The 21,973-nt window shown below is 35.0% G+C and carries 23 protein-coding genes and 1 pseudogene; 21 read left to right on the top strand and 3 right to left on the bottom strand.

Going from position 1 to position 21,973, the window contains the following annotated elements:
* Positions 1-8: 8 nt before the first annotated feature.
* The 7 genes from ACS3UD_RS00295 to rbsK all read left to right on the top strand — a co-directional run bounded on the left by ACS3UD_RS00295 (position 9) and on the right by rbsK (position 8,184).
* Positions 9-1,415 carry an ADP-ribosylglycohydrolase family protein gene (locus tag ACS3UD_RS00295; RefSeq protein WP_308138323.1) on the top strand — a complete coding sequence of 469 codons (1,407 nt, stop codon included), beginning with the start codon at positions 9-11 and terminating at the stop codon, positions 1,413-1,415.
* Between the two features lies 1 nt (position 1,416).
* Entirely contained in the window at positions 1,417-2,538 is a 1,122-nt protein-coding gene (locus tag ACS3UD_RS00300) for a BMP family ABC transporter substrate-binding protein (protein ID WP_308138322.1), read from the top strand.
* Between the two features lie 177 nt (positions 2,539-2,715).
* A complete protein-coding gene (locus ACS3UD_RS00305; RefSeq protein ID WP_308138321.1) occupies positions 2,716-4,263 on the top strand; it encodes an ABC transporter ATP-binding protein in 1,548 nt (515 codons plus the stop codon).
* Complete coding sequence (locus ACS3UD_RS00310) at positions 4,256-5,326, top strand: ABC transporter permease (protein WP_308138320.1); 1,071 nt, start codon at positions 4,256-4,258, stop codon at positions 5,324-5,326. The genes ACS3UD_RS00305 and ACS3UD_RS00310 overlap by 8 nt, the downstream gene beginning before the upstream one ends.
* Complete coding sequence (locus ACS3UD_RS00315; RefSeq protein WP_308138319.1) at positions 5,326-6,246, top strand: ABC transporter permease; 921 nt, start codon at positions 5,326-5,328, stop codon at positions 6,244-6,246. The genes ACS3UD_RS00310 and ACS3UD_RS00315 overlap by 1 nt, the downstream gene beginning before the upstream one ends.
* Before the next feature lie 21 nt (positions 6,247-6,267).
* Positions 6,268-7,212 (top strand): nucleoside hydrolase, encoded by a 945-nt coding sequence (locus ACS3UD_RS00320; protein ID WP_308138318.1) that lies wholly within the window; start codon positions 6,268-6,270, stop codon positions 7,210-7,212.
* Between the two features lie 81 nt (positions 7,213-7,293).
* On the top strand, positions 7,294-8,184 hold the full coding sequence (gene rbsK / locus ACS3UD_RS00325; RefSeq protein WP_308138317.1) for a ribokinase: 891 nt from the start codon (positions 7,294-7,296) through the stop codon (positions 8,182-8,184).
* A 45-nt stretch (positions 8,185-8,229) separates the two neighbouring features.
* Here the strand turns inward: rbsK and ACS3UD_RS00330 are convergent, their stop codons facing one another.
* Positions 8,230-8,430 carry a cold-shock protein gene (locus ACS3UD_RS00330; RefSeq protein WP_308138316.1) on the bottom strand — a complete coding sequence of 67 codons (201 nt, stop codon included), beginning with the start codon at positions 8,428-8,430 and terminating at the stop codon, positions 8,230-8,232.
* A gap of 141 nt (positions 8,431-8,571) precedes the next feature.
* Positions 8,572-8,772 carry a cold-shock protein gene (locus ACS3UD_RS00335; protein ID WP_308138315.1) on the bottom strand — a complete coding sequence of 67 codons (201 nt, stop codon included), beginning with the start codon at positions 8,770-8,772 and terminating at the stop codon, positions 8,572-8,574.
* Between the two features lie 356 nt (positions 8,773-9,128).
* Between ACS3UD_RS00335 and ACS3UD_RS00340 the strand changes: the two genes are divergently transcribed.
* The 8 genes from ACS3UD_RS00340 (at position 9,129) to ACS3UD_RS00375 (ending at position 17,418) form a co-directional block, all read left to right on the top strand.
* A complete protein-coding gene (locus tag ACS3UD_RS00340; RefSeq protein ID WP_308138314.1) occupies positions 9,129-10,091 on the top strand; it encodes an LCP family protein in 963 nt (320 codons plus the stop codon).
* Positions 10,092-10,122: 31 nt separating this feature from the next.
* Complete coding sequence (locus ACS3UD_RS00345; protein WP_308138313.1) at positions 10,123-11,118, top strand: LCP family protein; 996 nt, start codon at positions 10,123-10,125, stop codon at positions 11,116-11,118.
* Positions 11,119-11,192: 74 nt separating this feature from the next.
* Complete coding sequence (locus ACS3UD_RS00350; RefSeq protein ID WP_308138312.1) at positions 11,193-12,374, top strand: M20 metallopeptidase family protein; 1,182 nt, start codon at positions 11,193-11,195, stop codon at positions 12,372-12,374.
* Between the two features lie 59 nt (positions 12,375-12,433).
* Positions 12,434-13,228, top strand: a complete 795-nt coding sequence (locus ACS3UD_RS00355; protein WP_308138311.1) for a M55 family metallopeptidase — start codon at positions 12,434-12,436, stop codon at positions 13,226-13,228.
* A gap of 416 nt (positions 13,229-13,644) precedes the next feature.
* Entirely contained in the window at positions 13,645-14,850 is a 1,206-nt protein-coding gene (locus ACS3UD_RS00360) for an EAL and HDOD domain-containing protein (protein ID WP_308138310.1), read from the top strand.
* 219 nt (positions 14,851-15,069) lie between these two features.
* Positions 15,070-16,443, top strand: a complete 1,374-nt coding sequence (gene rlmD / locus ACS3UD_RS00365) for a 23S rRNA (uracil(1939)-C(5))-methyltransferase RlmD (RefSeq protein ID WP_308138309.1) — start codon at positions 15,070-15,072, stop codon at positions 16,441-16,443.
* 187 nt (positions 16,444-16,630) lie between these two features.
* Positions 16,631-16,894, top strand: coding sequence for a (2Fe-2S)-binding protein (locus tag ACS3UD_RS00370; RefSeq protein ID WP_308138308.1), 264 nt, complete (start codon positions 16,631-16,633; stop codon positions 16,892-16,894).
* A 122-nt stretch (positions 16,895-17,016) separates the two neighbouring features.
* Entirely contained in the window at positions 17,017-17,418 is a 402-nt protein-coding gene (locus ACS3UD_RS00375) for a hypothetical protein (protein WP_308138307.1), read from the top strand.
* Between the two features lie 53 nt (positions 17,419-17,471).
* Here ACS3UD_RS00375 and ACS3UD_RS00380 read toward each other — a convergent pair.
* Positions 17,472-17,645: pseudogene (locus tag ACS3UD_RS00380) on the bottom strand (IS3 family transposase); the annotation flags it as partial.
* Positions 17,646-17,963: 318 nt separating this feature from the next.
* Between ACS3UD_RS00380 and ACS3UD_RS00385 the strand changes: the two are divergent.
* The 6 genes from ACS3UD_RS00385 to ACS3UD_RS00410 all read left to right on the top strand — a co-directional run bounded on the left by ACS3UD_RS00385 (position 17,964) and on the right by ACS3UD_RS00410 (position 21,874).
* Complete coding sequence (locus tag ACS3UD_RS00385; protein WP_308138306.1) at positions 17,964-18,608, top strand: hypothetical protein; 645 nt, start codon at positions 17,964-17,966, stop codon at positions 18,606-18,608.
* A 157-nt stretch (positions 18,609-18,765) separates the two neighbouring features.
* Positions 18,766-19,785, top strand: coding sequence for a hypothetical protein (locus ACS3UD_RS00390; RefSeq protein ID WP_308138305.1), 1,020 nt, complete (start codon positions 18,766-18,768; stop codon positions 19,783-19,785).
* A 19-nt stretch (positions 19,786-19,804) separates the two neighbouring features.
* Entirely contained in the window at positions 19,805-20,692 is an 888-nt protein-coding gene (locus ACS3UD_RS00395; protein WP_308138304.1) for an ABC transporter ATP-binding protein, read from the top strand.
* A gap of 3 nt (positions 20,693-20,695) precedes the next feature.
* Positions 20,696-21,466, top strand: a complete 771-nt coding sequence (locus ACS3UD_RS00400) for a hypothetical protein (RefSeq protein ID WP_440977708.1) — start codon at positions 20,696-20,698, stop codon at positions 21,464-21,466.
* A 29-nt stretch (positions 21,467-21,495) separates the two neighbouring features.
* Positions 21,496-21,753 carry a hypothetical protein gene (locus ACS3UD_RS00405; protein ID WP_308138301.1) on the top strand — a complete coding sequence of 86 codons (258 nt, stop codon included), beginning with the start codon at positions 21,496-21,498 and terminating at the stop codon, positions 21,751-21,753.
* A gap of 22 nt (positions 21,754-21,775) precedes the next feature.
* Positions 21,776-21,874: a 4Fe-4S binding protein gene (locus tag ACS3UD_RS00410; RefSeq protein WP_374049887.1), complete on the top strand. Its 99-nt coding sequence runs from the start codon at positions 21,776-21,778 to the stop codon at positions 21,872-21,874.
* The last annotated feature ends 99 nt before the right edge of the window (positions 21,875-21,973 follow it).

Raw genomic sequence — 21,973 nt, forward strand, 5'->3', positions numbered from 1 at the left:
AGTTTATTATGGAAAAGAAAGCTTGGGAAATGGCATATGAATTATTTTCAAATGCAAAGCCTACAGTTCTGAAAGAAGAAGAGCAAGGATGGGGACCATTAAAAAAGGTTGCTGATTTTTATGATAACATATTGAACCTTGATTGGGGCAGCAACGTGCCTGGTTCTGGTGCTCCTGAAATTGCTATGGTTGCTGCAGTTCAGGCTCTAGAAAACAGAGGATACTCAGTAAAAAATGCATATGAGCTCCTTGAAAAAGGTTTAGAGGCCCACAAGTCAGGAAACAAGGTTGAGCTTCAAAAAATTTCAGCAGAGCTTAGAAACGAATTTCTTAATGCCAAAAAGAACGAAGAATCACCTTACTGGAAATATACATTTTATAAAAATTTTGACCAATATGAAAAAAGCGTAAAATTCAAGGAAACCGTTGAAGTTGAAATAGGGTCCGACAAATTTAAAGATCAGATAAAAGCAGCTTGGATGTCACAGCTTATTGGTGCGGCAATGGGTACAATGGTTGAGGGCTATACGTCCAAAAACCTTTATGATGCTTTTGGAGATGTTAAGGACTACATAAGAGAGCCGAATACATACAACGATGATATAACCTTTGAAATAGCATTCCTTGATGCATTTAAAGAAAAAGGCTATGATGTGACAAGTAAAGATATTGCTTTGTCATGGATTGGACTTATACCAGTTGGTTGGTCCGCCGAAGAGCTGGCTTTAAGAAATATACGCTCAGGTATGATGCCGCCGGAAAGTGCCCAATGGAACAACCCGTTTAATGAATGGATTGGGGCACAGATGAGGGGAGCAGTATGCGGAATGGTCGCACCGGGTAATCCGAGACTTGCCGCAGAGCTTGCATGGAAAGATGCTGAAGTTTCACACATTAACAATGGCATTTTAGGAGAAATATTTAATGCAGTGATGATTTCCATGTCATTTGTAAACGATGATATAAAGGAAATTATAGAAGCAGCAATATCCATGATACCTTCAGATAGTGAATATTATTCTGTAGTAAGCTTCGCGTACGATTGCTGTAAGAAGCACAGTGACTGGCACGATGCTTTAGCTGAATGTGAAAAAAAATATATAAAATACAACTGGATTCATGCTTATCCAAATGCATGCTGTGAAATAATCGCTCTTATGTTTGGCGAAGGGGATTATGAAAAAACGCTTAACATAATAACAATGTGCGGTATTGATGCAGACTGCAATGCAGGTATGATTATGCCTGTGCTTGGAATTCAAAAGGGAATGCGTATCATTCCAAAAAAACTTATTTCATCTGAATTTGATAAACTTATAACCTATATGAGGCATTATGAGGAAATTAAGTTGGATGATTTAGTAAGTGATACTTTAAAATACATTAAAAAAGCTCAAACAAATAGGAGGATTTAAAATGAAAAAGGTATTTTCTTTACTGCTTGTAGTTGCAATGATTTTTTCGTTGACTGCATGCGGTACTTCTTCTGAAACACCAGAAGGAAACGGAGAACAGTATAAAGCAGCTCTATTGCTGAACGGAACATTAGGAGATAAATCGTTCTTTGATTCAGCTAATTCAGGTCTTCAGAAATTAAAGGATGAACTTGGTGCTGACAAATTTGACTTTAAAGTTGAACAAATGGGTGCAACTCCTGCTGATGAAACTAAATGGGAACCTACATTGCTTGAATACTGCGATAGCGGTGAATATGACGTAATCATAGTAGGTACATACCAAATGTTAGATCCATTAGTAAAGGCTTCTGAACAGTTCCCTGATCAGAAATTTATATTCTTTGATGAAACTTATGATTTTGAAGCAAATGTAAACAATAACAATATTTATAACGTTCTGTACAAACAGAATGAAGTTTCATTCCTTATAGGTGCTGCAGCAGCTATGATGACAACAAGTGATGAAATTGAAAATGTTGATCCTGCTACTAAAAACATTGGATTTTTAGGCGGAATGGAAAACCCTATAATCAACGACTTCTTACTGGGATATATCCAAGGTGCAAAAGAAGTTGAACCGGATATCAAAGTGGCAATAGGTTATGTAGGAAACTTCTATGACTCAGCTGCTGGAAAAGATATAGCATTAACTCAGTATCAGAGCGGTGGCGTTGATGTAGGATATAATGTTGCCGGTGCTGCAGGTCTTGGACAGATAGAAGCTGCAATAGATGCTAACAAATATGCATTCGGTGTTGACTCAGACCAGGCTGCTTTAATGCCTGAAAAAGCTCATGTAATCCCTACTTCAGCTCTTAAAAATGTAGGTAATTCAATATACAGAGCAATAATGCTTGACTTGGATGGAAAACTTGAATTTGGTAAGGCTGAATCTTTAGGTTTTGCTGAAGGCGGAGTTGAGATTGTAAAAGATGAGCATTATGAAGAAATGCTTCCTGAATCAATCAGAACTAAGATTGATGAATTAGAGCAAAAAATTACAAGTGGAGAAATAGTTGTAGATACTGCAATCGGTAAATCCACAGAAGAAATACAGGCTGTTAAAGATTCAGTAAAATAGCATTATCTTGATGACTTTGTCATCAATCTGACAGTCAGGGGTTTCCCCTGACTGTTTCTAGCTGTAAAAATACGGTTATAGTGTTAAATTACTATTAATAGTTAATAATTGATAGCTAATGATAGCTGTTAACTATTAATTATTAATCATTAATAAATTCAATGGAGGATATCCACCATGAGCAATAAAGTGCTTGAAATGAAAAACATTATGAAGATTTATCCAAATGGGGTAGTGGCTGTAGAAGATGTAACACTGGAGCTTGAAAAGGGAGAAATTCATGCTCTGCTGGGGGAAAACGGAGCGGGCAAGAGCACGCTGATGAAGGTTCTTTTCGGGCTGGAGTCCCCTGAGCATGGGCAAATAATGCTGAATGGTAATAAAATAGTTTTAAAATCCCCTCAGGATGCAATAAAAAAAGGAATAGGGATGGTTCATCAACACTTTATGCTTGTACCTTCGCTTACTGTTGCAGAAAATATAGTTCTTGGCGTTGAGCCTAAAAACAATTTGTTTATAGATATGAGCAAGGCGGTGGAGATATCCGATTCGCTGGCAAAAAAGTATAACTTTGAGATTGATGTAAAATCAAAAGTAGAAGAGCTTCCTGTAGGAATTAAGCAAAAGGTTGAAATATTAAAAGCGCTGTACAGAGGGGCTGACATATTGATATTGGATGAACCTACTGCAGTGTTAACGCCTCAGGAAACCGATGAACTGTTTGTACAGTTAAAGAAATTAAAGGAGTTAGGCCATACCATAATTTTTATTTCTCATAAGTTGGATGAAATAAAATCCATATGTAACAGGGCAACAATCATGAGAAACGGTAAGAGCATGGGAACTCATGATGTAAGTAAAATTTCTACAAGTGAAATGTCAAGGCTCATGGTAGGAAGAGATGTTGTGCTTTCATTTGACAAAAAGCCTGTGCAGCTTAAAGAAACGGTAATGAAAGTTAGAAATCTGAATGTGCTGGGATCAACCGGTATAGCCAGAGTAAAGGATCTATCTTTTGATTTGAAGGCGGGAGAAATTTTTGGAATAGCAGGTGTTGAGGGCAATGGTCAGGGGCATCTTGTTGAAGCATTGACTGGGCTTACAAAAAAATATACTGGTGAAATCAAAATTTTTGACAAGGATGTAAGAGGAAGCAGTATATATGGTATACGAAAACTTGGTGTCGCGCATATTCCAGAGGACAGAATGACTTTGGGCTGTGCTGCGAATATGAATATAATGGATAATATTCTTTCCAATCAGTATGACAGTCCGGAATACTCAGGAAGATTTATTCTGAAAACGAAAAAAATAGAGTCAAGAGTTAATGAACTTATTAAGGAATATCTTATAAAGTGCAAGTCCTACAGTCAAAATGTCGGAATGCTTTCCGGAGGAAACATTCAGAAGGTTGTAGTTGCTAGAGAATTTTCCACAGACCCTAAAATTATCATAGCCAACCAACCTACGAGGGGTATCGATGTTGGTGCAGCTTCATTTATAAGGCAGAGAATAATAGAGTTCAGAGATGCCGGTTGTGCAGTAATACTTATTTCGGCTGACTTAAACGAAGTGTTTGAATTAAGTGATAGACTGGCTGTAATGTACAAAGGAAGGTTCGCCGGGGTATTCAAAGATGTAAAGCACCTTACGGAAGAAGAGCTGGGTAAATACATGCTGGGCATAAAAAAGGATGACAGACTGGAGGGAATAATATATGAATAGCACTAAAAAATTCGATATTTTTCGGACCGTATTATCAATCGGTATAGCATTATTAATTTCATTTATAATTATTTTTTTGACAACCAATGAGCCGCTGAAGGCTATTGCTGAGCTTCTCATCGGGCCGCTGAAGACAACAAGGCGTATAGGAAATGTTATTGAAGCAATGATTCCTCTTATATTTACAGGTGTAGGTATCAGCATTATGTTTGCGGCAAATCAGATAAATCTTGCCGGAGAAGGTTCCTTCCATATAGGAGGTCTTGTAGCAACATATATAGCTGTAAACACATTTCTTCCCGGAGCTATAAGCCCGTTGGTATGCATTTTAATGGCAGGGTTTTTCGGGTCAATTATTACAGCGGTGCCAGCAGTGATGAAAATAAAGACGGACTCAGATGTGCTGGTTTCATCACTTATGATGAACTATGTGGTGACATTTTTTGCTTCATATATACTAAGTTACTTTTTAAGAGATCCAAGTGCCGGAGCCGTTGTATCATATGCCATACCGGAAGGTACACAGCTAAATTCCATAATTCCTGGAACAAGGATTCATTTCGGCCTGATCATCGCTTTGGCTGTTGCTGTTTTCGGTTACATTTTTCTTTATAAAACAAAGTTAGGATACGAGATCAGAGTTACAGGAGAAAATGCTAATTTTGCAAGGTATTCAGGTATTAATGTGCTGAAAGTTTCTCTTATTTCGCAGTTGGTGGGCGGATTTATTTTCGGAATAGGAGGAGGAGTAGAAATGCTTGGAATGTATAACCGTTTCTCATGGACATCTTCCTTGGGATACGGCTGGGACGCCATAATAATTACTACTCTTGCCAGAAAGAACCCATTGTATGTACCTTTTGCGGCATTTTTCCTTGCGTATCTCAGAGTAGGCGCTTCGAAAATGTCAATAGCAGCAAATGTTCCTACAGAAATTGTTACAGTTACACAGGGAATTATAATCCTGCTGGTTGTTGCTGAGCAATTCCTGAGCAAGTATAAGCATAAGATGGTAGCCAAAGAAGCCAAAGCTACTTTAAACAACGTTAAGGAGGCCGAATAATGATATTAGATGCTCTTTTTTCACCGGAATTTTTAAATGCGGCTTTAAGAGCCACGACACCAATATTGCTTGCCGCACTGGCCTCGGCAATAGCTTCAAGAGCAGGTATAATTAATATGGCTCTGGAAGGAATTATGCTGTTTTCAGCGCTGTTCGGAGTTTTGTTTTCCGCAGCATTTCAAAATGCGTGGATGGGTTTGTTTATTACTATGATAATAGGTGGAATTATAGGGTTTATGCTTGCGTTTTTCGTGCTGAAATTGAAAACAGACGAAATTCTTGCGGCTATAGCCATAAACCTTATAGCCAACGGTGCAACTGTGCTTATTCTTCTGGCAGTATCAGGTGATAGAGGAGTGTCATCATCTGTGCCATCTGTTCCTCTGCCTAAAATAGATATACCTATTATAGAAAATATTCCGTATTTTGGTGAAGTTATTTCAAATCAAAACATAATAACGTATATTTCGCTTTTAATGGTAGTTGCCGTGCATTTATTTTTATACAAAACGCCGCTTGGACTTAGAATAAGAGCCGTAGGTGAGAATAAAAACGCAGCGGAATCAGTAGGTATTAGTTCTAAAAAGGTTCAGTATATAGCGTTGATATTGAGCGGTGTACTTGCATCCATGGGAGGTTTTTTCCTTTCGGGAGGATACATGACAAACTTTACAACCGGTATGAGCGCGGGTAGAGGATTTATAGCGCTTGCGGCAAGTGCTATGGGTGGAAACACTGCTATTGGATCATTCCTTGTTTCGCTCTTGTTCGGTGCAGCCTCAGCTCTGTCAAATATACTTCAGCTGGGAGCATGGCCGCATGAGATTATACAGATGATTCCTTATATTACAACAATTTTGGGTCTTGGAATATACAGCTATAACAGAATGAAGAAAAGAGAAAAATTAAACGGAAAATAACATGCGTATATTATTGGAGGAATGATGAAAAAAAGAAATATAATAATAGACTGCGATCCGGGTATAGATGATATTGTTGCTTTGTGCTTTGCCGTAGCAAATGAGGATAAATTAAACTTATTGGGAATAACTACTGTTGCAGGCAATCAAACAATAGAAAATGTCACAAATAATGCCTTGGGGCTGATGTCATTTTTAAATAGAGACATAAGAATAGCAAGAGGTGCAAAAGGCCCATTATTGAGAGAAAAAAAACCCGCAAGCAATATACACGGGAGCAACGGGGCAGGGGACTATCAGCTACCGCATACTAAGGAACTTTACTCGAACAATGCGATTATGTTTATGAGAGATACAATAATGAGCTCTGAAGAAAAAACCACACTTGTTCCTGTAGGCCCGCTAACAAATATTGCACTGCTTATTAAGACGTTTCCTGAAGTAGCAGAAAAAATAGAGCTTATCTCAATTATGGGAGGGTCTACAGATGTAGGAAATGTTACTCCTGCTGCAGAATTTAACATATGGGCTGATCCGGAAGCAGCAAGGATAGTATTTGATTCAAAGCTTCCTATTGTCATGAGCGGTCTCAATGTAACACATTCCACGGGACTGTTCAGAAAAGATGTTGACGATCTTATGAAAAGCTCCGGCAAGGTTACAAGAATGTGCGGAGAAATGTTGAATTTTTACTTCAGGGGCGATCATGTGAAGAAAGGGACATTTACGCCCATACATGACGCATGTGCAATAATGTTTCTCATACATCCTGAGTTGTATAAATACAGGCATATGCCTGTGACTGTGGATTGTTCCGAAGAGTTAAGCAGAGGAAATACAATATGCGATACAAGAGAGTGGATTGACTACGGCGATATGTATCCGAAAGTTTTGACCGAAGTTGACATGGAAAAATTTAGGGAAATTTTGCTTAATGATTTGTACAAGCTGGATGAAATTATATAAATAATTATAATAATAACGGGTATTGCTTTAGCACAAAATAAATATAGTGGCATACCCGTTTTACAATATAAGGAGGTTTGCATGGGTAAGGTAGTAGTAGTTGGTTCAATAAACGTTGATATGGTGTTTACTTCTGACATAAGGCCAAAGGCAGGTGAGACTGTTTTGGGAAACACATTCTCCCTGATACCGGGCGGAAAGGGAGCAAATCAAGCAGTGGCTGCATCAAAGTTGTGTGCGGATAGTTTCATGGTAGGTTGCGTGGGAGCAGATACAAACGGCAGCTTTGCGGTTGATAATTTAAAATCTGCAAATGTTAATACCGACTGCATACAGGCAGTGAATGATATTCCTACGGGAGTCGCAAATATAATTGTTGCAGAAGGAGATAACAGTATAATTGTTATTCCGGGGGCAAACTATAAGGTTGACAGAGAAATAATTAACAAATATAAGGATGTTATACTGTCTGCGGATATAGTATTGCTTCAGCTTGAAATACCTCTTGAAGCTGTTGAGTATACATTGGATATCTGCACAAAAAATAATGTGAAAGTACTTTTGAATCCTGCACCGGCAGTTGAATTGAGCAGTTCAATGATAGAAAATGCATCGTATATAACACCTAATGAGCATGAACTGAAAATAATAATGGGGAAAAATACGGATGTGGAAGAAGAAATAAAAAGATATCCGAACAAACTGATTGTAACTCTGGGTTCAAAGGGCGTAAAATACTATGATGGCAGTGAAATGAAGCTTATTCCATCCAACAAAGTTGATGTTGTTGATACTACTGGAGCAGGAGATACCTTCTGCGGAGCACTGGCTGCAGCGTTGGTAAACGGGTCAGATCTTGAAGAGGCAATAATATTTGCAAACAAGGCTGCTGCATATTCCATAACAAAACTGGGTGCTCAAAGCGGAATGCCGACATTAGAACAATTGGAAAGTGGAAATATTGTAAAATAAAAAATTGGCGTTATGCCAATTTTTTTAATTACGAAATGTATCAATTTATGCTACTGTTACATTTGCAGCCTGAGGTCCACGCGCACCTTCAACCACATCATAGTTAACTTTTTGGCCTTCTTCCAAAGATTTAAAGCCGTTAGCTGCAATTGCTGAAAAATGCACAAACACATCTTTACCGTCTTCACCTGAAATAAATCCAAACCCCTTTGCCGAATCAAACCACTTAACTGTACCTGTTTTCATTAAACCCTCCATTTTTTTATAAATATTATGTTGTTATAATGAAAAAGAACTACGACTGTAGTCCTTTCCACGTCTCCTTGAAACCAATATTAATATAAGTAAATGCTATATCTATATTAATTATTATTTCTAAAAACAATACTATGCTACAGTGACGTTGCTAGCCTGAGGTCCTTTTTGACCGTCTACTACATCAAAGTTTACCTTTTGACCTTCTTCCAGAGTTTTAAAACCATCTGAAACGATTGCTGAGAAGTGTACGAACACATCTTTTCCGTCATCGCAAGAGATAAAACCAAAACCCTTCTTGGAATCAAACCATTTAACTATACCTGTTTTCATTAAAAAAATCCTCCGATATTTAAAAAAGATAACTGTATTTTAACAGTTTTTTGCCTAATTTGCAATACATATTTATAAAAAAATATAAAAAATTTTTAAAAATTAAAATACGGCAGAATAACAAGCATAATAATTTTTTTAGCGTTTGTGTAAATGTTTTTGCGAAATGTATAAAAAGTAAATTATATGAATTTAATTTCATAAATACGTTTGCATAAACGGGACGGTTTTACCGAAAAAATAAGATGCAATAATCTAAATATTTTTAATAAAAAATTGAAATATGTGTTAAGCTTTGATATAATTAATCAGTATAATATATTTCTTTTTATGGAAAATTAATTAGGTGACTACGAATGATAAAACATTTTTTGAAAGTTTTTTTTGCATCAGCCTTTTTAATATCATTTATTTTAAGTGTTACTTCGTTAGGATATATTTTTTTTGTAGACAAAGATGTTGTTATAGGTACAATTAAGCTGCCGGAATCAAATCTGCCGGAAAAACTGAAATTTTATGAATCCAGCACATATGATTATAACACGACGTTAGGAATAGCTGCGAAAGATAAGAAAAGATTCAATATTTTGGTTGTGGGACTTGAAGGCCTAAGAACAGATACAATAATGGTGGCAAGCTATGATATGGAAAGTAAAACTGCCGAGTTGGTGTCTGTTCCGAGAGATACATATCTTCCAAGAAATGCGGATGACAGCCCGGATTTAAAAAAGATTAACGCTCTGTACTCACGTGAAGGAATTGAAGCCCTGGTAAAATCCATAGAAGATCTTTTGGGAATTCCTCTTGAAAAGTATGTCTTGGTAGATTATGATGCTGTTATTTCATGTGTCGATTTATTAGGTGGTGTTGAGGTAGATGTTCCGTTCCATATGGTTTATTCTGATCCCTATGATGATCCACCGTTGTACATAGATATTCCGGAAGGAATTCAGGTATTGGACGGAAAGCAGTCACTGAACTTCTTAAGGTATAGAAAGGGATATGCAAATCAAGATTTGGGAAGAATAGAAGCTCAGCAGCAGTTCATAAAATCTGCTATGAAAAAAGCAATGGGGCTTAAGCTTCCGGCATTGATAAAAGAAGCATATTCAAATATAGATACAAACGTAAATATAACTGATGTATTGGGCTTGGCCAATGATATGGTGGGCTTTTCCACAGATAATATTAATGTTAGAACTCTACCGGGAGAAGAAACAACGCTGGAAGGCTTATCTTTTTACATACCCGATGAAAGCGGTATTGCTGAAATGATGGATGGAATATACGGTATCGCAGATGTTGAAATGCAGAATTAGCATTTTATAAAATTGAAAGGCGGAATTATTTATGAAACAATTTTTTAAGGTATTTATATTTTCTCTGATAATATTCTCCCTGGTTGCTTCGGCAGGGATTTTCACATATTTAAAATATTTATCACCGGAGGAAATTGCGGAGGCGGCTCCAAGTGATAATGATATAGATGAAGAAGAGACAGATGATGAATTTAAAACTCCTTTAGAACGAGCTATACATGAAAGCAATAAAATCAATGTTCTCCTGGTGGGACTGGAAGGATCAAGATCAGATACAATCATGCTTGCCAGCTATGACAGGAAAACAAAAAAAGCAAGTTTGATATCCATTCCCAGAGACACATATTATTACAGGGAAGGGTACGCAAAGTATGATGAACTTCAAAAGATCAATGCGATATACGGCACGGAGGATGACGGCATAAAAGCTCTTGTAAAAGCAGTTGAGGACTTGACAGGTATTCCTATTGACAACTATGCCACAATCAAGTATTCAGGGCTAAGAGCAGCAGTAGATGCATTGGGAGGAGTAGAGTTTGATGTTCCTTTTCATATGAGATACACTGACCCATATGATGATCCTCCGTTGGATATAAATGTACCTGCCGGCAATCAGATAATATATGGTGATGATGCCATGGAACTGCTAAGGTTTAGAAAGACAAATTACCCCGGATATCATGGATACCCAAATGGAGATTTGGGCAGAGTTCAGACACAGCAGGCATTTATAAAGGCTGCGGCTAAAAAAGCTATGAGTCTTAAGCTTGCAAGCGTCATAAGTGCGGTATATCCGCACATAAAAACAGATTTTACGCTAACTGAAATGCTTGGTCTTGTTAAAGATGCCATAGGGTTTTCTGCCGATAACATGGAGACTATGACATTACCCGGTACAGACAAAATTATGGGTAAGTTATCATTTTATCTGGCAGATGGTGAAAAAATAATACAAGAAGTATATAAACTATATGATATAAATTTATCTGCAACCAATGATGATGAAAATGCAACGGAATTAAATTAAGGTAAAGAGAGGTTCTTCGGATTACTATTGTAATAGAAGAATCTTTTATATAAGATAAGATTATAGGAGAAATTATGGACATTCAAAAAAGAGTCGATGAAATATACAGGGAACTCGTTGACATAAGAAGGGATTTTCATAAATACCCTGAACTTAGCCAGAATGAATTTAGAACGCAAAAGAAAATCAGAGAATACTTAACTAAATGGAATATAGAAAACTATACATGCGCAGATACAGGAGTTGTAGGAATAATTCGAGGAAAAAAGCAAGGCAGGTGCGTAGGAATTAGAGGAGATATTGATGCGCTGCCTATTTGTGAAAAAAACGAATCGGAATATAGCTCCGTTAATAGCGGTGTTATGCACGCTTGCGGCCATGATGCCCATACAGCCATACTTCTGGGTGTTGGGAAGATATTAAAAGAAATGGCCGATTCAGAAGAGTCGATCAAAGGAAATGTGAAGCTGTTTTTTCAACCTGCCGAAGAAACCATAGGAGGTGGGAAAAGAATGGTGGAAGAAGGCTGTATGCAGAATCCTGACGTTGACTATATGCTGGGACTTCATGTAATGCCTTACATAGATGCAGGAAAAGTTGAGCTTAAGTACGGAAAGTTGAATGCTTCGACAGATTCAATAAAGATAGTGCTAAAAGGAAAACAGGCCCACGGAGCGTATCCCGACAAAGGAATAGATGCGATTGCAATGGCAGGTAGCATAATTACGTCACTTCAGACGATTGTAAGCAGAAATATTTCTCCACTTAATTCCGCAGTGATTTCCCTAGGTAAAATTTCAGGAGGAGTAAAGGACAACGTGGTAGCAGATGAAGTTGAGATGTCTGGAACATTAAGAGTCTTGGACGATAACACAAGAATTTTTGTTAAACAGAGAATTGAAAACGTTGTAAAGAGCACTGCTGCTGCATTTGGCGGTGAAGGAGCTGTAGATTTCTATGACGGATATCAGGCACTGATTAACAATGATGAGGTTGTGGATATAGTAAAGGAAAATGCTGAAAAGGTTTTAGGCAGTGAAAACATTGTATATAAAGAGTTTCCAAGTCTTGGTGCGGAAGATTTTTCATATTTTTCGGATGCTGCTAAGGGAGCATTTTTTCACCTTGGGTGCGGTAATAGTTCAAAAGGTATAACATCGGCAATTCATACAGATACGTTTGATATTGATGAAGAGTGCCTGAAGACAGGAGTAGTTCTGCAAGTTAATAATGTGCTTTCACTTTTGGAAAATTAGGAGAGATTTGTGTTGCAATAAACGGCATATGTCGTTACATTAATAAATGGAGGGATAAAATGAAAGTATTTATAAGTGTGGATATTGAAGGTATAACAGGTGTTACTTCCTGGAGCGAAACAACACTTGGCAACTCTGATTACGCACAGTCGGCTGACCAGATGACTAAAGAAACAGTCGCTGCATGCGAAGGCGCAATTGCTATGGGAGCAAAGGAAATATTTATAAAGGATGCTCATGATTCAGCAAGGAACATAGATATTACAAAACTACCCAGATGTGCAAAGCTCAGTCGTGGATGGACAAATACTCCTGATTCCATGGTAGCCGGAATAGATGAAACATTTGATGCGGCAATTTTTATAGGATACCATTCGGGAGCAGGTACAGACGGAAGTCCGCTGGCACATACCATGAACCTGGGAAATAATTATATTAAAATAAACGGAGAGAGAGCTTCAGAATTTGTAATAAATTCATACCTGGCAGCGGCTTACGGTGTGCCGGTTGTATTTTTAAGCGGAGATAAAATGCTATGTGAAAAAGCGAAGGAATTCAATAAATCCATTGAAACTCTTGCTGTCAAAGAAGGTAATGGAGGAGCTGCTATCAGTATAAATCCGGATTTGGCCTGCGATTTGATTAAAGAAGGAGTAAAAAATGGGCTGAAACGAGTAGGAGCATGCAAGATCGAAATGCCTGAAAAATTTGAAGTTGAAATAAATTACAAAGAACATAAGGATGCAAAGCACGCTTCATTTTATCCCGGAGTTGAGCAGGCAGATTCACACACAGTGAAATATACATCAGACAGCATAGAAGAATTTGCTGTAACAAAAATGTTTATATTATAAAAAACAGTTCAGAGCTTCATTATGTGAAGTGATGTGACCCCAATAAGTTAGACTTTATTGCGTAGTAGTTTTTAACTGCTACGCAATTATTTTAGTTCGCTGAGAGGCTGAACTTGTATTCTACAGTGCTCATCCATTCTAGTTTCTATTTAATTCGCTTCTAACTAAAATCATAAAGATCAATATTCACATTTCTGTAAAACATTTCGTTAAAACCTGCAACGATGAAATTAATGACGTGGAAGCGTTAATAAACCCGGAATTTATGAATATGTATGACGAGATGAACTATTATAAGCATTTTCATAAATTGTAAATAATTGTCTAAAACGGGTTTGAATAATTGATACAAGGGTATTTATATATTTACAAACCAATGCAAGTAAGGACTTGAATATAAAAAAGGAAGGGTTATAATGGATGTTTATGTGGCTAGACAGCCTATTTTTGATAGAAATATGAATGTGTTCGGTTATGAACTACTATATAGAAGAAGTATGAACAATTATTATGAGGGAACCGATGATAATCAAGCAACAGCTGAATTAATTAATAATGCATTTTTAACTATGCATTTCCGTGAACTTACAGGAGGTACAAATGCCTTTATAAATTTTTCGCAGGATATGCTTATTAAGGAAATACCTTTACTACTGCCGTCTGACTCAACGGTTGTGGAGGTTCTAGAAAGAGTTGAAATTAATGAAGACGTAATTGAGGCGTGCAAAAAGTTAAAAGAAAACGGATATATAATAGCTTTAGATGATTTTGTTTTTAGTGAATCATATTTACCGCTTTTAGATATTGCGCATATTGTAAAAATAGAATTTCCTGCAGTGAACTTGGAAGAACAGCATCAGCTTATTAAAAAGTATGGGAATAAAATCAAATTTTTGGCTGAGAAGGTTGAAACAAGAGAAGAATATCAATTGGCACTTAAAATGGGATATGATTATTTTCAGGGCTATTTTTTTAGTAAGCCCGTAATTATAAAGGGCAAAGAGATAGATAGTTTGAGCATAAACCTTATGAAAATATTAGAAGAAATAAATAAGCCAGAGCCGGAATATAAGAAAATAGCAGACATAATAGAAACCGACTTAGGTCTTTCGTATAAATTATTAAAGCTTGCTAATTCAGTGTTTTTCGGATCAAGGAACAAAATACTCTACACAAGGCAGGCATTAGTTCAACTAGGTTTATCAGAAATAAGAAAATGGATTTATGTAATGGTTCTAAAGGATATACAGCATGTTGAAAACAAGGAATTAATAAAGACATGCTTTATAAGAGCAAAATTAATGGAGCATTTGGCAGCAGAAACAGGCAGGGCGGATAGGCATTTTGAATATTTCACGGCCGGAATGCTTTCTTCTATTGATGTTCTGTTGAACAAAGACATGAATGAAATAGTGGAAGAGCTTGTGCTGTCAGATGACGTTAAAGATGCACTGCTTGGGAATGATAATGAAATAAAAATGATGATGGATGTGGTAACTACTCATGAGTTAATTGAACCTAAAGTATTGACGGTCAACGAAGAAGATATCGGAATATCCAGAGAAAGATTTATGAGTATTTATTTAGAAACTCTGATGTGGGTTTTAAAACTGGACTACTAGCTTTTTAACATCTCTATTGTTGAATTTTAAGATACGCTGTGCTAACCAGCCTGAATGGTGATAATTTTATCATCATACGTTTGACTGTTATAACAGCGTTTATTTATGACTTTTTAGCTATAATCATATCATGCATGTTTTCTGTGCAATGCTGTAAAGAGCGTTGACATCAGTTATTATAATAGTATAATTGTACTAATAATACATTAAGGAGATAATATGCTGCAAACAGGAAAAATAATTGAAGCTGAAATAATAGATTTGAATTACATGGCTCTAGGTGTTGCCAAAATAGATAACTTTGTGGTGTTTGTTCATGGAGCAGTTCCCGGAGATATATTGCGCATAAAAATAACAGAAGTCAAAAAAAACTATGCTATTGGAGAAATAATCGAAATTATAAAGCAGTCTGATTACAGAGTAAGCCCTGTCTGTCCTCACTATGAGCAGTGCGGGGGATGCCAGCTTATGCACATGGATTACGGCGAGCAGCTTAAATTCAAAAAATCTCGGGTAATAAACGAATTAAGAAGAGCAGGGATCGATTTTAATGATGCTGAAGTGCATGATACAATAGGAATGGATAGCCCTTTCAGGTACAGAAACAAAACTGCATTTTCAGTTAAAGAAAAAGCAGGTGAAATAATTATAGGGCCATACGAGCAGGGCACATACAATATAGTTAATATAGACAGCTGCCTTATTCAGAGCAGTGAAGCTGATGAAGCAATTGCACTGTTTAAGAAACTTATGATAAAGCACAATATAAAAGCTTATGACAAAAAAACAGGAAAGGGAACAATAAAAAATGTTTTAATAAGGAATAACAGAAAAAATGAGCTCATGTTCATAATAGTGACCGCATCAGAAAATTTCAAATTCGGCGAAGCCTTTATTAAGGAATTGACAGGAGAAAATCCTAACATCAAAACTGTTGTACAAAACATCAACAGCAAAAACACAAACTTAGTTATGGGAAGAAAAAACCTTGTTCTATACGGTGACGGAACCATTAATGATAAAATAGACGACTTGAATTTTACCATATCGCCGGAAACATTTTTTCAAGTTAACCCTGCGCAAACAGAAAAACTGTATAATACGGCAATTAAGTACGCAAATCTTCAAGAAGATGAAGTCTGTTTTGACATCTACTGCGGAATAGGAACCATATCATTGATGGCAGCTAGGCATGCAAAAAAAGTCTACGGGATAGAAATAGTTGAGCAGTCAATCGTAAATGCAAAAGAAAATGCCATTAAAAACAATATAACAAACACAGAATTCTATGCAGGCAAAGCAGAAAAAACAGTTCCAAAACTGTACAGACAAAACATAAAAGCCGACACAGTAATTGTAGATCCGCCAAGAAAAGGCTGTGAGCAAGAGGTTATAAGCACAATAACAAGCATGTCTCCAAGAAAAATAGTATACGTATCCTGCAATCCGTCTACACTGGCAAGAGATATCAAGCTGTTGGAAGCAGGAGGATACAAGCTGAAAGAAGTCCAGCCGGTAGACATGTTCCCGTGGTCGGTGCATGTTGAGAGTATAATTCTGATGACGTATTGTGGTTCGAAGAGTAAAAAGTAGAAGTTGACCACAATATGTAGTGGTTTTGGACAATTTTGGGGTCAAAAAATAGCAAAAAAATGACGTTTGTTGACCCTAAAAAAGGGCAAAAATATAGATGACATAGCTATTTTGATGAGTTAGGGATACTATAAGAGTTTAAATACTCAGGATATTAAAGACTAAAAAGTCTAAAGGAGGATATTCAATGAATGAAGAAAAATGTTGTTCTTGTTGCAGTACGGAGAGCAAAGAGCCTGTTATTGGTGAATATGTTTGTTATTGTAACCATGTAACTGAACAAGATATAATAGTAGCAATTGAGAACGGAGCATTAACTGTAAAAGATGTAATTGAAGCAACTGGTGCTATGAAGAATAGCAATTGTGCAGTTAATAATCCTAAAGGGGTTTGCTGTTATTCAGATATAGTATATGTATTCAATAAACACTCAGATAAAATGAAATTGTAGAATTCTATACCAATCAATGTAAATTAAATAGGTTTCAACACAGGCAGAGTTTTTAGATCAACTTAATGATCTATAGGCTCTGCCTTTTTTATACCTAAAATCAGAAAGAGAGAAAGACGATAATGTCAAAATTATTTATGTACGGCACAAGGTTACAGGAGTTTGAGCAGATGATGATGCTTGTGCCAAACTTTACGAAGCGAGGAAAAGGATTGATTGTATTAAAAGGATTTCCATTCAGTGAAGAATATACCGCCTGTCGGTTTTGCACTGAATATCCAAAATGCAAGAATGATGAAAGTAAGTGCTTAGTCTTATCTGAAAGATTGAAAGCTAACGCAGTATGTTATGAAAGCATAGTTAAAAATACTTTTAAAGACTTCAGAAAATATAATCTCAAAAAAATATTGAGCAAAATGATTTCAGAGTTTAACGGCGATTTCTTTTGCGACAGCGGTCATAGACCGCGATTTGAAAATATTATCAACATAAAAAACAGAGTGGTAAAGAAGATTAATTTGTAGTGACCCCAATAAGTTAGACTTGATAGCGTAGTAGTAAATCTGCTACGCTATTTTTATGCGACTTGATAATTTAGCCTGTACTGGACAGGAGTAAAGTAGCCAAGTTTTTGCTTTGTGCGTTTATTATTGTAATAATCTATATATTTTTCTATTTCTGCTTTTAACTTGTCAAAACTATAAAATGTGTTTCCGTAATAGATTTCTTGCTTTAAGATACCAAAGAAATTGTATTGTTATTATCTACTTAATGTTATATGCCAAAATTTACTTAGATTTTAGATGTTATAACTAACTATTTTTTTGTTAAGAGTTTATTCAAAGTATATGAAATCAATGGAACTTCTATAAGTAATCTATTTTTACATTAGAAATTAGTTCCCAATCATATAAAATTAAATGATTAAGTAGTGTTTTGATTAAGAAAATTTTATTAGGATATAACCATACATTGTGTGTGGCATAATAGATGTTTTTATTGACAAAATGTATACATTTGTATACAATGTAGCATACAAGTGTATACTAAAATCAAAGGAGATGGTTTTATGGCTGAAACATTTAGAATTTCAAAGGTGATTAAATTTATAGATAAACTTCGTGCATTGAGAAAAGTTGAGTTGGAACACACATTAATGTTTAGTAATCATTTACAGGGACAATTACAAAAAATATTAGCAAATAATGAAATACATGAACAAGAAGATATTTATAAGCTTATGGATAATATTACTAAGTATAGTTACAAAAAAGATGGCATTTCTTTTTCACACTCCCAATTTTCCTTCTTTCATGAGACAATGTTTCATTTAGGATGTACCAATATAATTGATAATATAATTAAAGAAATGGGTGAGTTTTTTGATTTGGATATACCTGAACTAGATAAAGTAGAAAGTGACTTAGAAAACTATCATATAAAATCAATAGATACTAAAGATTATAGTAATATTCCAAGAAAATTTTACATTATTGTAGGAGGAGTGGGTAAAGCTTTTTCAGAACAAGTACAAGAAGAGTGTGTGCAACATTGTTTAACTGTACTTTTAAAAAGTCTTGAGAAAAATGAAATTAGCAGAGCAGAAAATGGGTTTATTATTCAAACTGCATTGCAAAATATTCCAAATATATCAAATGATTTAATAAACAATAGTATTGGTATTTATGGAATTATTCCAATTGAAGAAAAATGATGAAAATTAGTATAAGGAGATTATTAAAAGGTTGTATAGTAGAATTTTCTACTATACAACTTTTTTTTTTAAGGTTTAATTAAGGTTTAGTTTATTATGGTGTAAGTTTGGGATTGTATAATAAATTTAAAGAAAAGGACAAGGAGGGAACAGTTTAATGATTCTTTGGGAATTAAAAAAGATATTAAAATGCAAGACAGGATTAATCGTTTTAGCATTATTTATTTTGCTTTCTGTGAGTATGTTTTTTTTAAAGCCTACATTGGAAACAGAAAATGTATATAGGAATGATAAATACGAGTTAATAGTAGATAAAAGACCTCGAAAAGAAATTGCACAGGAAAAATTTAATGAAAAAATAAAGCAAATGGAGCAAATTGCAAATACCTATATTGAGGATCCATCTATCAATAAAATTGTAGAGATTGCACGAGATCATTTAAGATTTATGAAAAATAGAGAATATAAGGATGTGGACTTTTATAAGGTGCTAGATTATAGAGCAGATCATCCTATTATGTCTATCATTATGGTAATTATTGTAGTCCTAATATTTTCAAATATATATACGGATGAAAAAGTTTCGGGTGTAGATAATATTATTCTTTCATCTAAGAATAAGTTGAAGGCTTTATATTCAAAGTTATTATTATCTTTAACATTCCCTATTGTTATCTATGGATTATATTTAGGAATAGTGCTCTCAATGACCTTTTTTCAATATGGGAAACCAGTAAATGGAGAGCTTGAAGCTTTTAGAATATTAGATAATGGACTGCTTCTTAACGGTGCATATACAATCAATGAATATTTGCTTTTGAAAATTGGAACGATGGCACTTATATTTATGAGTATAGCAGTTTTATCAACTTTTTTTTCCTTTATTACAACTAATTCCTTAGCATCTATAAGTGCAACATCAATATTTGTAGGATTTGGTAAAGTTTTTACAGTTATTAAATCGTTACCCGATTCATTATTAAACATATTAAAAAAAGGAAATTATATTGAGCTAATTTTTTATCCTGATAAGTTTGTAGGTATGTATGCTGGAGAAGTTGATATTTTTGGAAAAAGTTTAGATATTATAAAGTTGTGTAATGGGATCTTAATAGGAACTGCATGTATAGGTGTAATACTTTGTGTAGTTACATTTAAGAAGATTTTAACTAAATAATTGAAGGAGGAATGATTTCATGAATAGACTTGAAATAAAAAATTTAACGAAAACCTATGGGAGAAAAAAAGCAAATGATGATATAACTATTACCCTTGAAAATGGTGTATACGGGCTTCTAGGACCTAATGGTGCTGGGAAGACTACTCTTATGAAACAAATAACAACCTTAATCACACCATCTAAGGGAGAAATTATCTACAATGATAAAAATATAAAAGGGTTAGATGAGAAATATAGAGCTTTAATAGGATACCTTCCACAGGAATTTGGTGTATATAAGAATTTTTCCGCAAAACAATTTTTACAGTATGTAGCAGCTCTAAAAGGATTAAGTAGAAAGGAAACTACAAAAAAAATAGATGAGCTTTTAAAACTTGTAGGATTATATGAAGTGAGAAATAAAGCAGTAGGTAAGTTTTCAGGTGGAATGAAGAGAAGAGTAGGAATTGCACAAGCATTATTAAATGATCCTAAGATTTTAGTGTTGGATGAGCCAACAGCAGGACTTGATCCTCAAGAAAGAGCAAGATTTAGAAATCTTCTTTCACAAATTTCTAAAGATAAGATTATAATACTTTCTACCCATATTATTTCAGATATAGAATCTATAGCAAAGGAAACCATTATGATAAAGGATGGAGCTATACTTATGAAAGGAATCCATCGAGATATTCTTAAAGGGATGGAAGGTAAAGTTTATAGCATAAAGACCACTAGTGAGAATGAGGTTTACGAAATACAAAATAAATACAAAACAGTCAACATTCAACGTGGTGTTAATGATATAGCCATCAGAGTTATAAGTGATAAGATGCCTTTATATAAAGAGACACAAGATGTAGAGCCAAAATTTGAGGATGTTTATATGTTCTACTTTGATTTAGAAAATATTAGGGAGGTGTAATGGATGGGAAAACTTATAAAATTAGAAATGAGAAAAATGCTTCTAAAGAAAAGAATGTTCATAGTATGGGCAGGCGTGTTGTTTTTAAGCTGGATTATGATAACAGATATTTCAATACAAGAAACTTATGGGGACCTGTTTAATAAAGCATATAATATAACTCCATTAATGGGACTTATGATGTTTATGATGTTTTCAGGAGCTTATACATTAGAATATAGTTCAAATATGGCAGGATTAATAAAAACGACGAAAAATGGCAAAAGAGAAATAGTGTTTGCTAAATCTGTAGCTGCTGGAGTTTCTGCTTCTATCATAAATCTTTCTATTTTTTTAGCCATGTGGTTATCTGCTTTAAAAAGTCATAAATTTGCTGGATTAGATTTACCTTTGAAAGATTTTTGGTACTTTGGAAAAAGTGGATCAGATATAACTGTACTTCAAATGATTTTGATAATGCTTGTAACCATCATAATAGGCTCCTTCTTCTTTGCACAGGTAGGATTGTTTTTATCAGCTATTAGTAAGTCAGCAGCAGTTCCTTTCATATTTGGAGGAATCTTAATGGGACTGCCCTATATGTTAGAAACACCTTTAGGGTTTATAGGATTACAAAAATATCTATCCTTTACACCCCTTTGGGGAATGATGAGTTGTCAGCTGATAAGGTACAAAACACCTATAATAGCGCTAATTATGCTTATAGCAATATTCACAGCAGGGATTGTATTGCTACCGAAAGTTACTTTAAAGGCTTTCTCAAAGGAACAATAAGAAAACAATTAAATGATTAGAAGGAATGAATGATGAAAAGAAAATTTTTAGCACTGATTTTGGTGTTAGCAGTAGGCGCATTAATAGTAGTTTGTGGTAAAAGTGCAGATAATCAGGGAAAAAATGAAATACAGCAAACAGAAAACAAGGATGAAGCTGCAAAAGGTGAAAGAAACATATATAAGGAGATGGGTCTAGTATATTATATACCAAAAGAATTGGCTGAAAAAGAGGATTCAATCCAATCTGTTAGACCAACTGTTGTTATTCCTGCAAACAAGTTGTAATGTTTGTGTAAGAAAGTGCAAGATGGGTATAGAAGTTTGTAAAAATCCGAATAGTTCGGAATGTATTCGATGTGGGGATTGTATGAAAGCATGTCCTACAAAAGCAATTGAAAAAAGATAAGTATATGATATTTTCAATATGATAAAAAACCTGAGAAAAAATATCAGGTTTTTTATCATATTATTAAATAATAGGAAAATAGTATATACTACAGCTAAA

The organism is Sedimentibacter sp. LTW-03 (genome assembly GCF_052059825.1).
Taxonomy (GTDB): Bacteria; Bacillota; Clostridia; order Tissierellales; family Sedimentibacteraceae; genus Sedimentibacter.

What these genes read in the sequence shown, in the direction of transcription:
- ACS3UD_RS00350 (WP_308138312.1), top strand. Translation starts at nt 11,193, where the DNA reads ATGGACATTCAAAAAAGAGTCGATGAAATATACAGGGAACTCGTTGAC.
- ACS3UD_RS00400 (WP_440977708.1), top strand. Translation starts at nt 20,696, where the DNA reads ATGGGAAAACTTATAAAATTAGAAATGAGAAAAATGCTTCTAAAGAAA.
- ACS3UD_RS00305 (WP_308138321.1), top strand. Translation starts at nt 2,716, where the DNA reads ATGAGCAATAAAGTGCTTGAAATGAAAAACATTATGAAGATTTATCCA.
- ACS3UD_RS00395 (WP_308138304.1), top strand. Translation starts at nt 19,805, where the DNA reads ATGAATAGACTTGAAATAAAAAATTTAACGAAAACCTATGGGAGAAAA.
- ACS3UD_RS00410 (WP_374049887.1), top strand. Translation starts at nt 21,776, where the DNA reads ATGGGTATAGAAGTTTGTAAAAATCCGAATAGTTCGGAATGTATTCGA.
- ACS3UD_RS00295 (WP_308138323.1), top strand. Translation starts at nt 9, where the DNA reads ATGGAAAAGAAAGCTTGGGAAATGGCATATGAATTATTTTCAAATGCA.
- ACS3UD_RS00355 (WP_308138311.1), top strand. Translation starts at nt 12,434, where the DNA reads ATGAAAGTATTTATAAGTGTGGATATTGAAGGTATAACAGGTGTTACT.
- rbsK (WP_308138317.1), top strand. Translation starts at nt 7,294, where the DNA reads ATGGGTAAGGTAGTAGTAGTTGGTTCAATAAACGTTGATATGGTGTTT.
- ACS3UD_RS00335 (WP_308138315.1), bottom strand. Translation starts at nt 8,772, where the DNA reads ATGAAAACAGGTATAGTTAAATGGTTTGATTCCAAGAAGGGTTTTGGT.
- ACS3UD_RS00310 (WP_308138320.1), top strand. Translation starts at nt 4,256, where the DNA reads ATGAATAGCACTAAAAAATTCGATATTTTTCGGACCGTATTATCAATC.
- ACS3UD_RS00315 (WP_308138319.1), top strand. Translation starts at nt 5,326, where the DNA reads ATGATATTAGATGCTCTTTTTTCACCGGAATTTTTAAATGCGGCTTTA.
- ACS3UD_RS00300 (WP_308138322.1), top strand. Translation starts at nt 1,417, where the DNA reads ATGAAAAAGGTATTTTCTTTACTGCTTGTAGTTGCAATGATTTTTTCG.
- ACS3UD_RS00360 (WP_308138310.1), top strand. Translation starts at nt 13,645, where the DNA reads ATGGATGTTTATGTGGCTAGACAGCCTATTTTTGATAGAAATATGAAT.
- ACS3UD_RS00385 (WP_308138306.1), top strand. Translation starts at nt 17,964, where the DNA reads ATGGCTGAAACATTTAGAATTTCAAAGGTGATTAAATTTATAGATAAA.
- ACS3UD_RS00405 (WP_308138301.1), top strand. Translation starts at nt 21,496, where the DNA reads ATGATGAAAAGAAAATTTTTAGCACTGATTTTGGTGTTAGCAGTAGGC.
- ACS3UD_RS00375 (WP_308138307.1), top strand. Translation starts at nt 17,017, where the DNA reads ATGTCAAAATTATTTATGTACGGCACAAGGTTACAGGAGTTTGAGCAG.
- rlmD (WP_308138309.1), top strand. Translation starts at nt 15,070, where the DNA reads ATGCTGCAAACAGGAAAAATAATTGAAGCTGAAATAATAGATTTGAAT.
- ACS3UD_RS00340 (WP_308138314.1), top strand. Translation starts at nt 9,129, where the DNA reads ATGATAAAACATTTTTTGAAAGTTTTTTTTGCATCAGCCTTTTTAATA.
- ACS3UD_RS00345 (WP_308138313.1), top strand. Translation starts at nt 10,123, where the DNA reads ATGAAACAATTTTTTAAGGTATTTATATTTTCTCTGATAATATTCTCC.
- ACS3UD_RS00390 (WP_308138305.1), top strand. Translation starts at nt 18,766, where the DNA reads ATGATTCTTTGGGAATTAAAAAAGATATTAAAATGCAAGACAGGATTA.
- ACS3UD_RS00370 (WP_308138308.1), top strand. Translation starts at nt 16,631, where the DNA reads ATGAATGAAGAAAAATGTTGTTCTTGTTGCAGTACGGAGAGCAAAGAG.
- ACS3UD_RS00330 (WP_308138316.1), bottom strand. Translation starts at nt 8,430, where the DNA reads ATGAAAACAGGTACAGTTAAGTGGTTTGATTCGGCAAAGGGGTTTGGA.
- ACS3UD_RS00320 (WP_308138318.1), top strand. Translation starts at nt 6,268, where the DNA reads ATGATGAAAAAAAGAAATATAATAATAGACTGCGATCCGGGTATAGAT.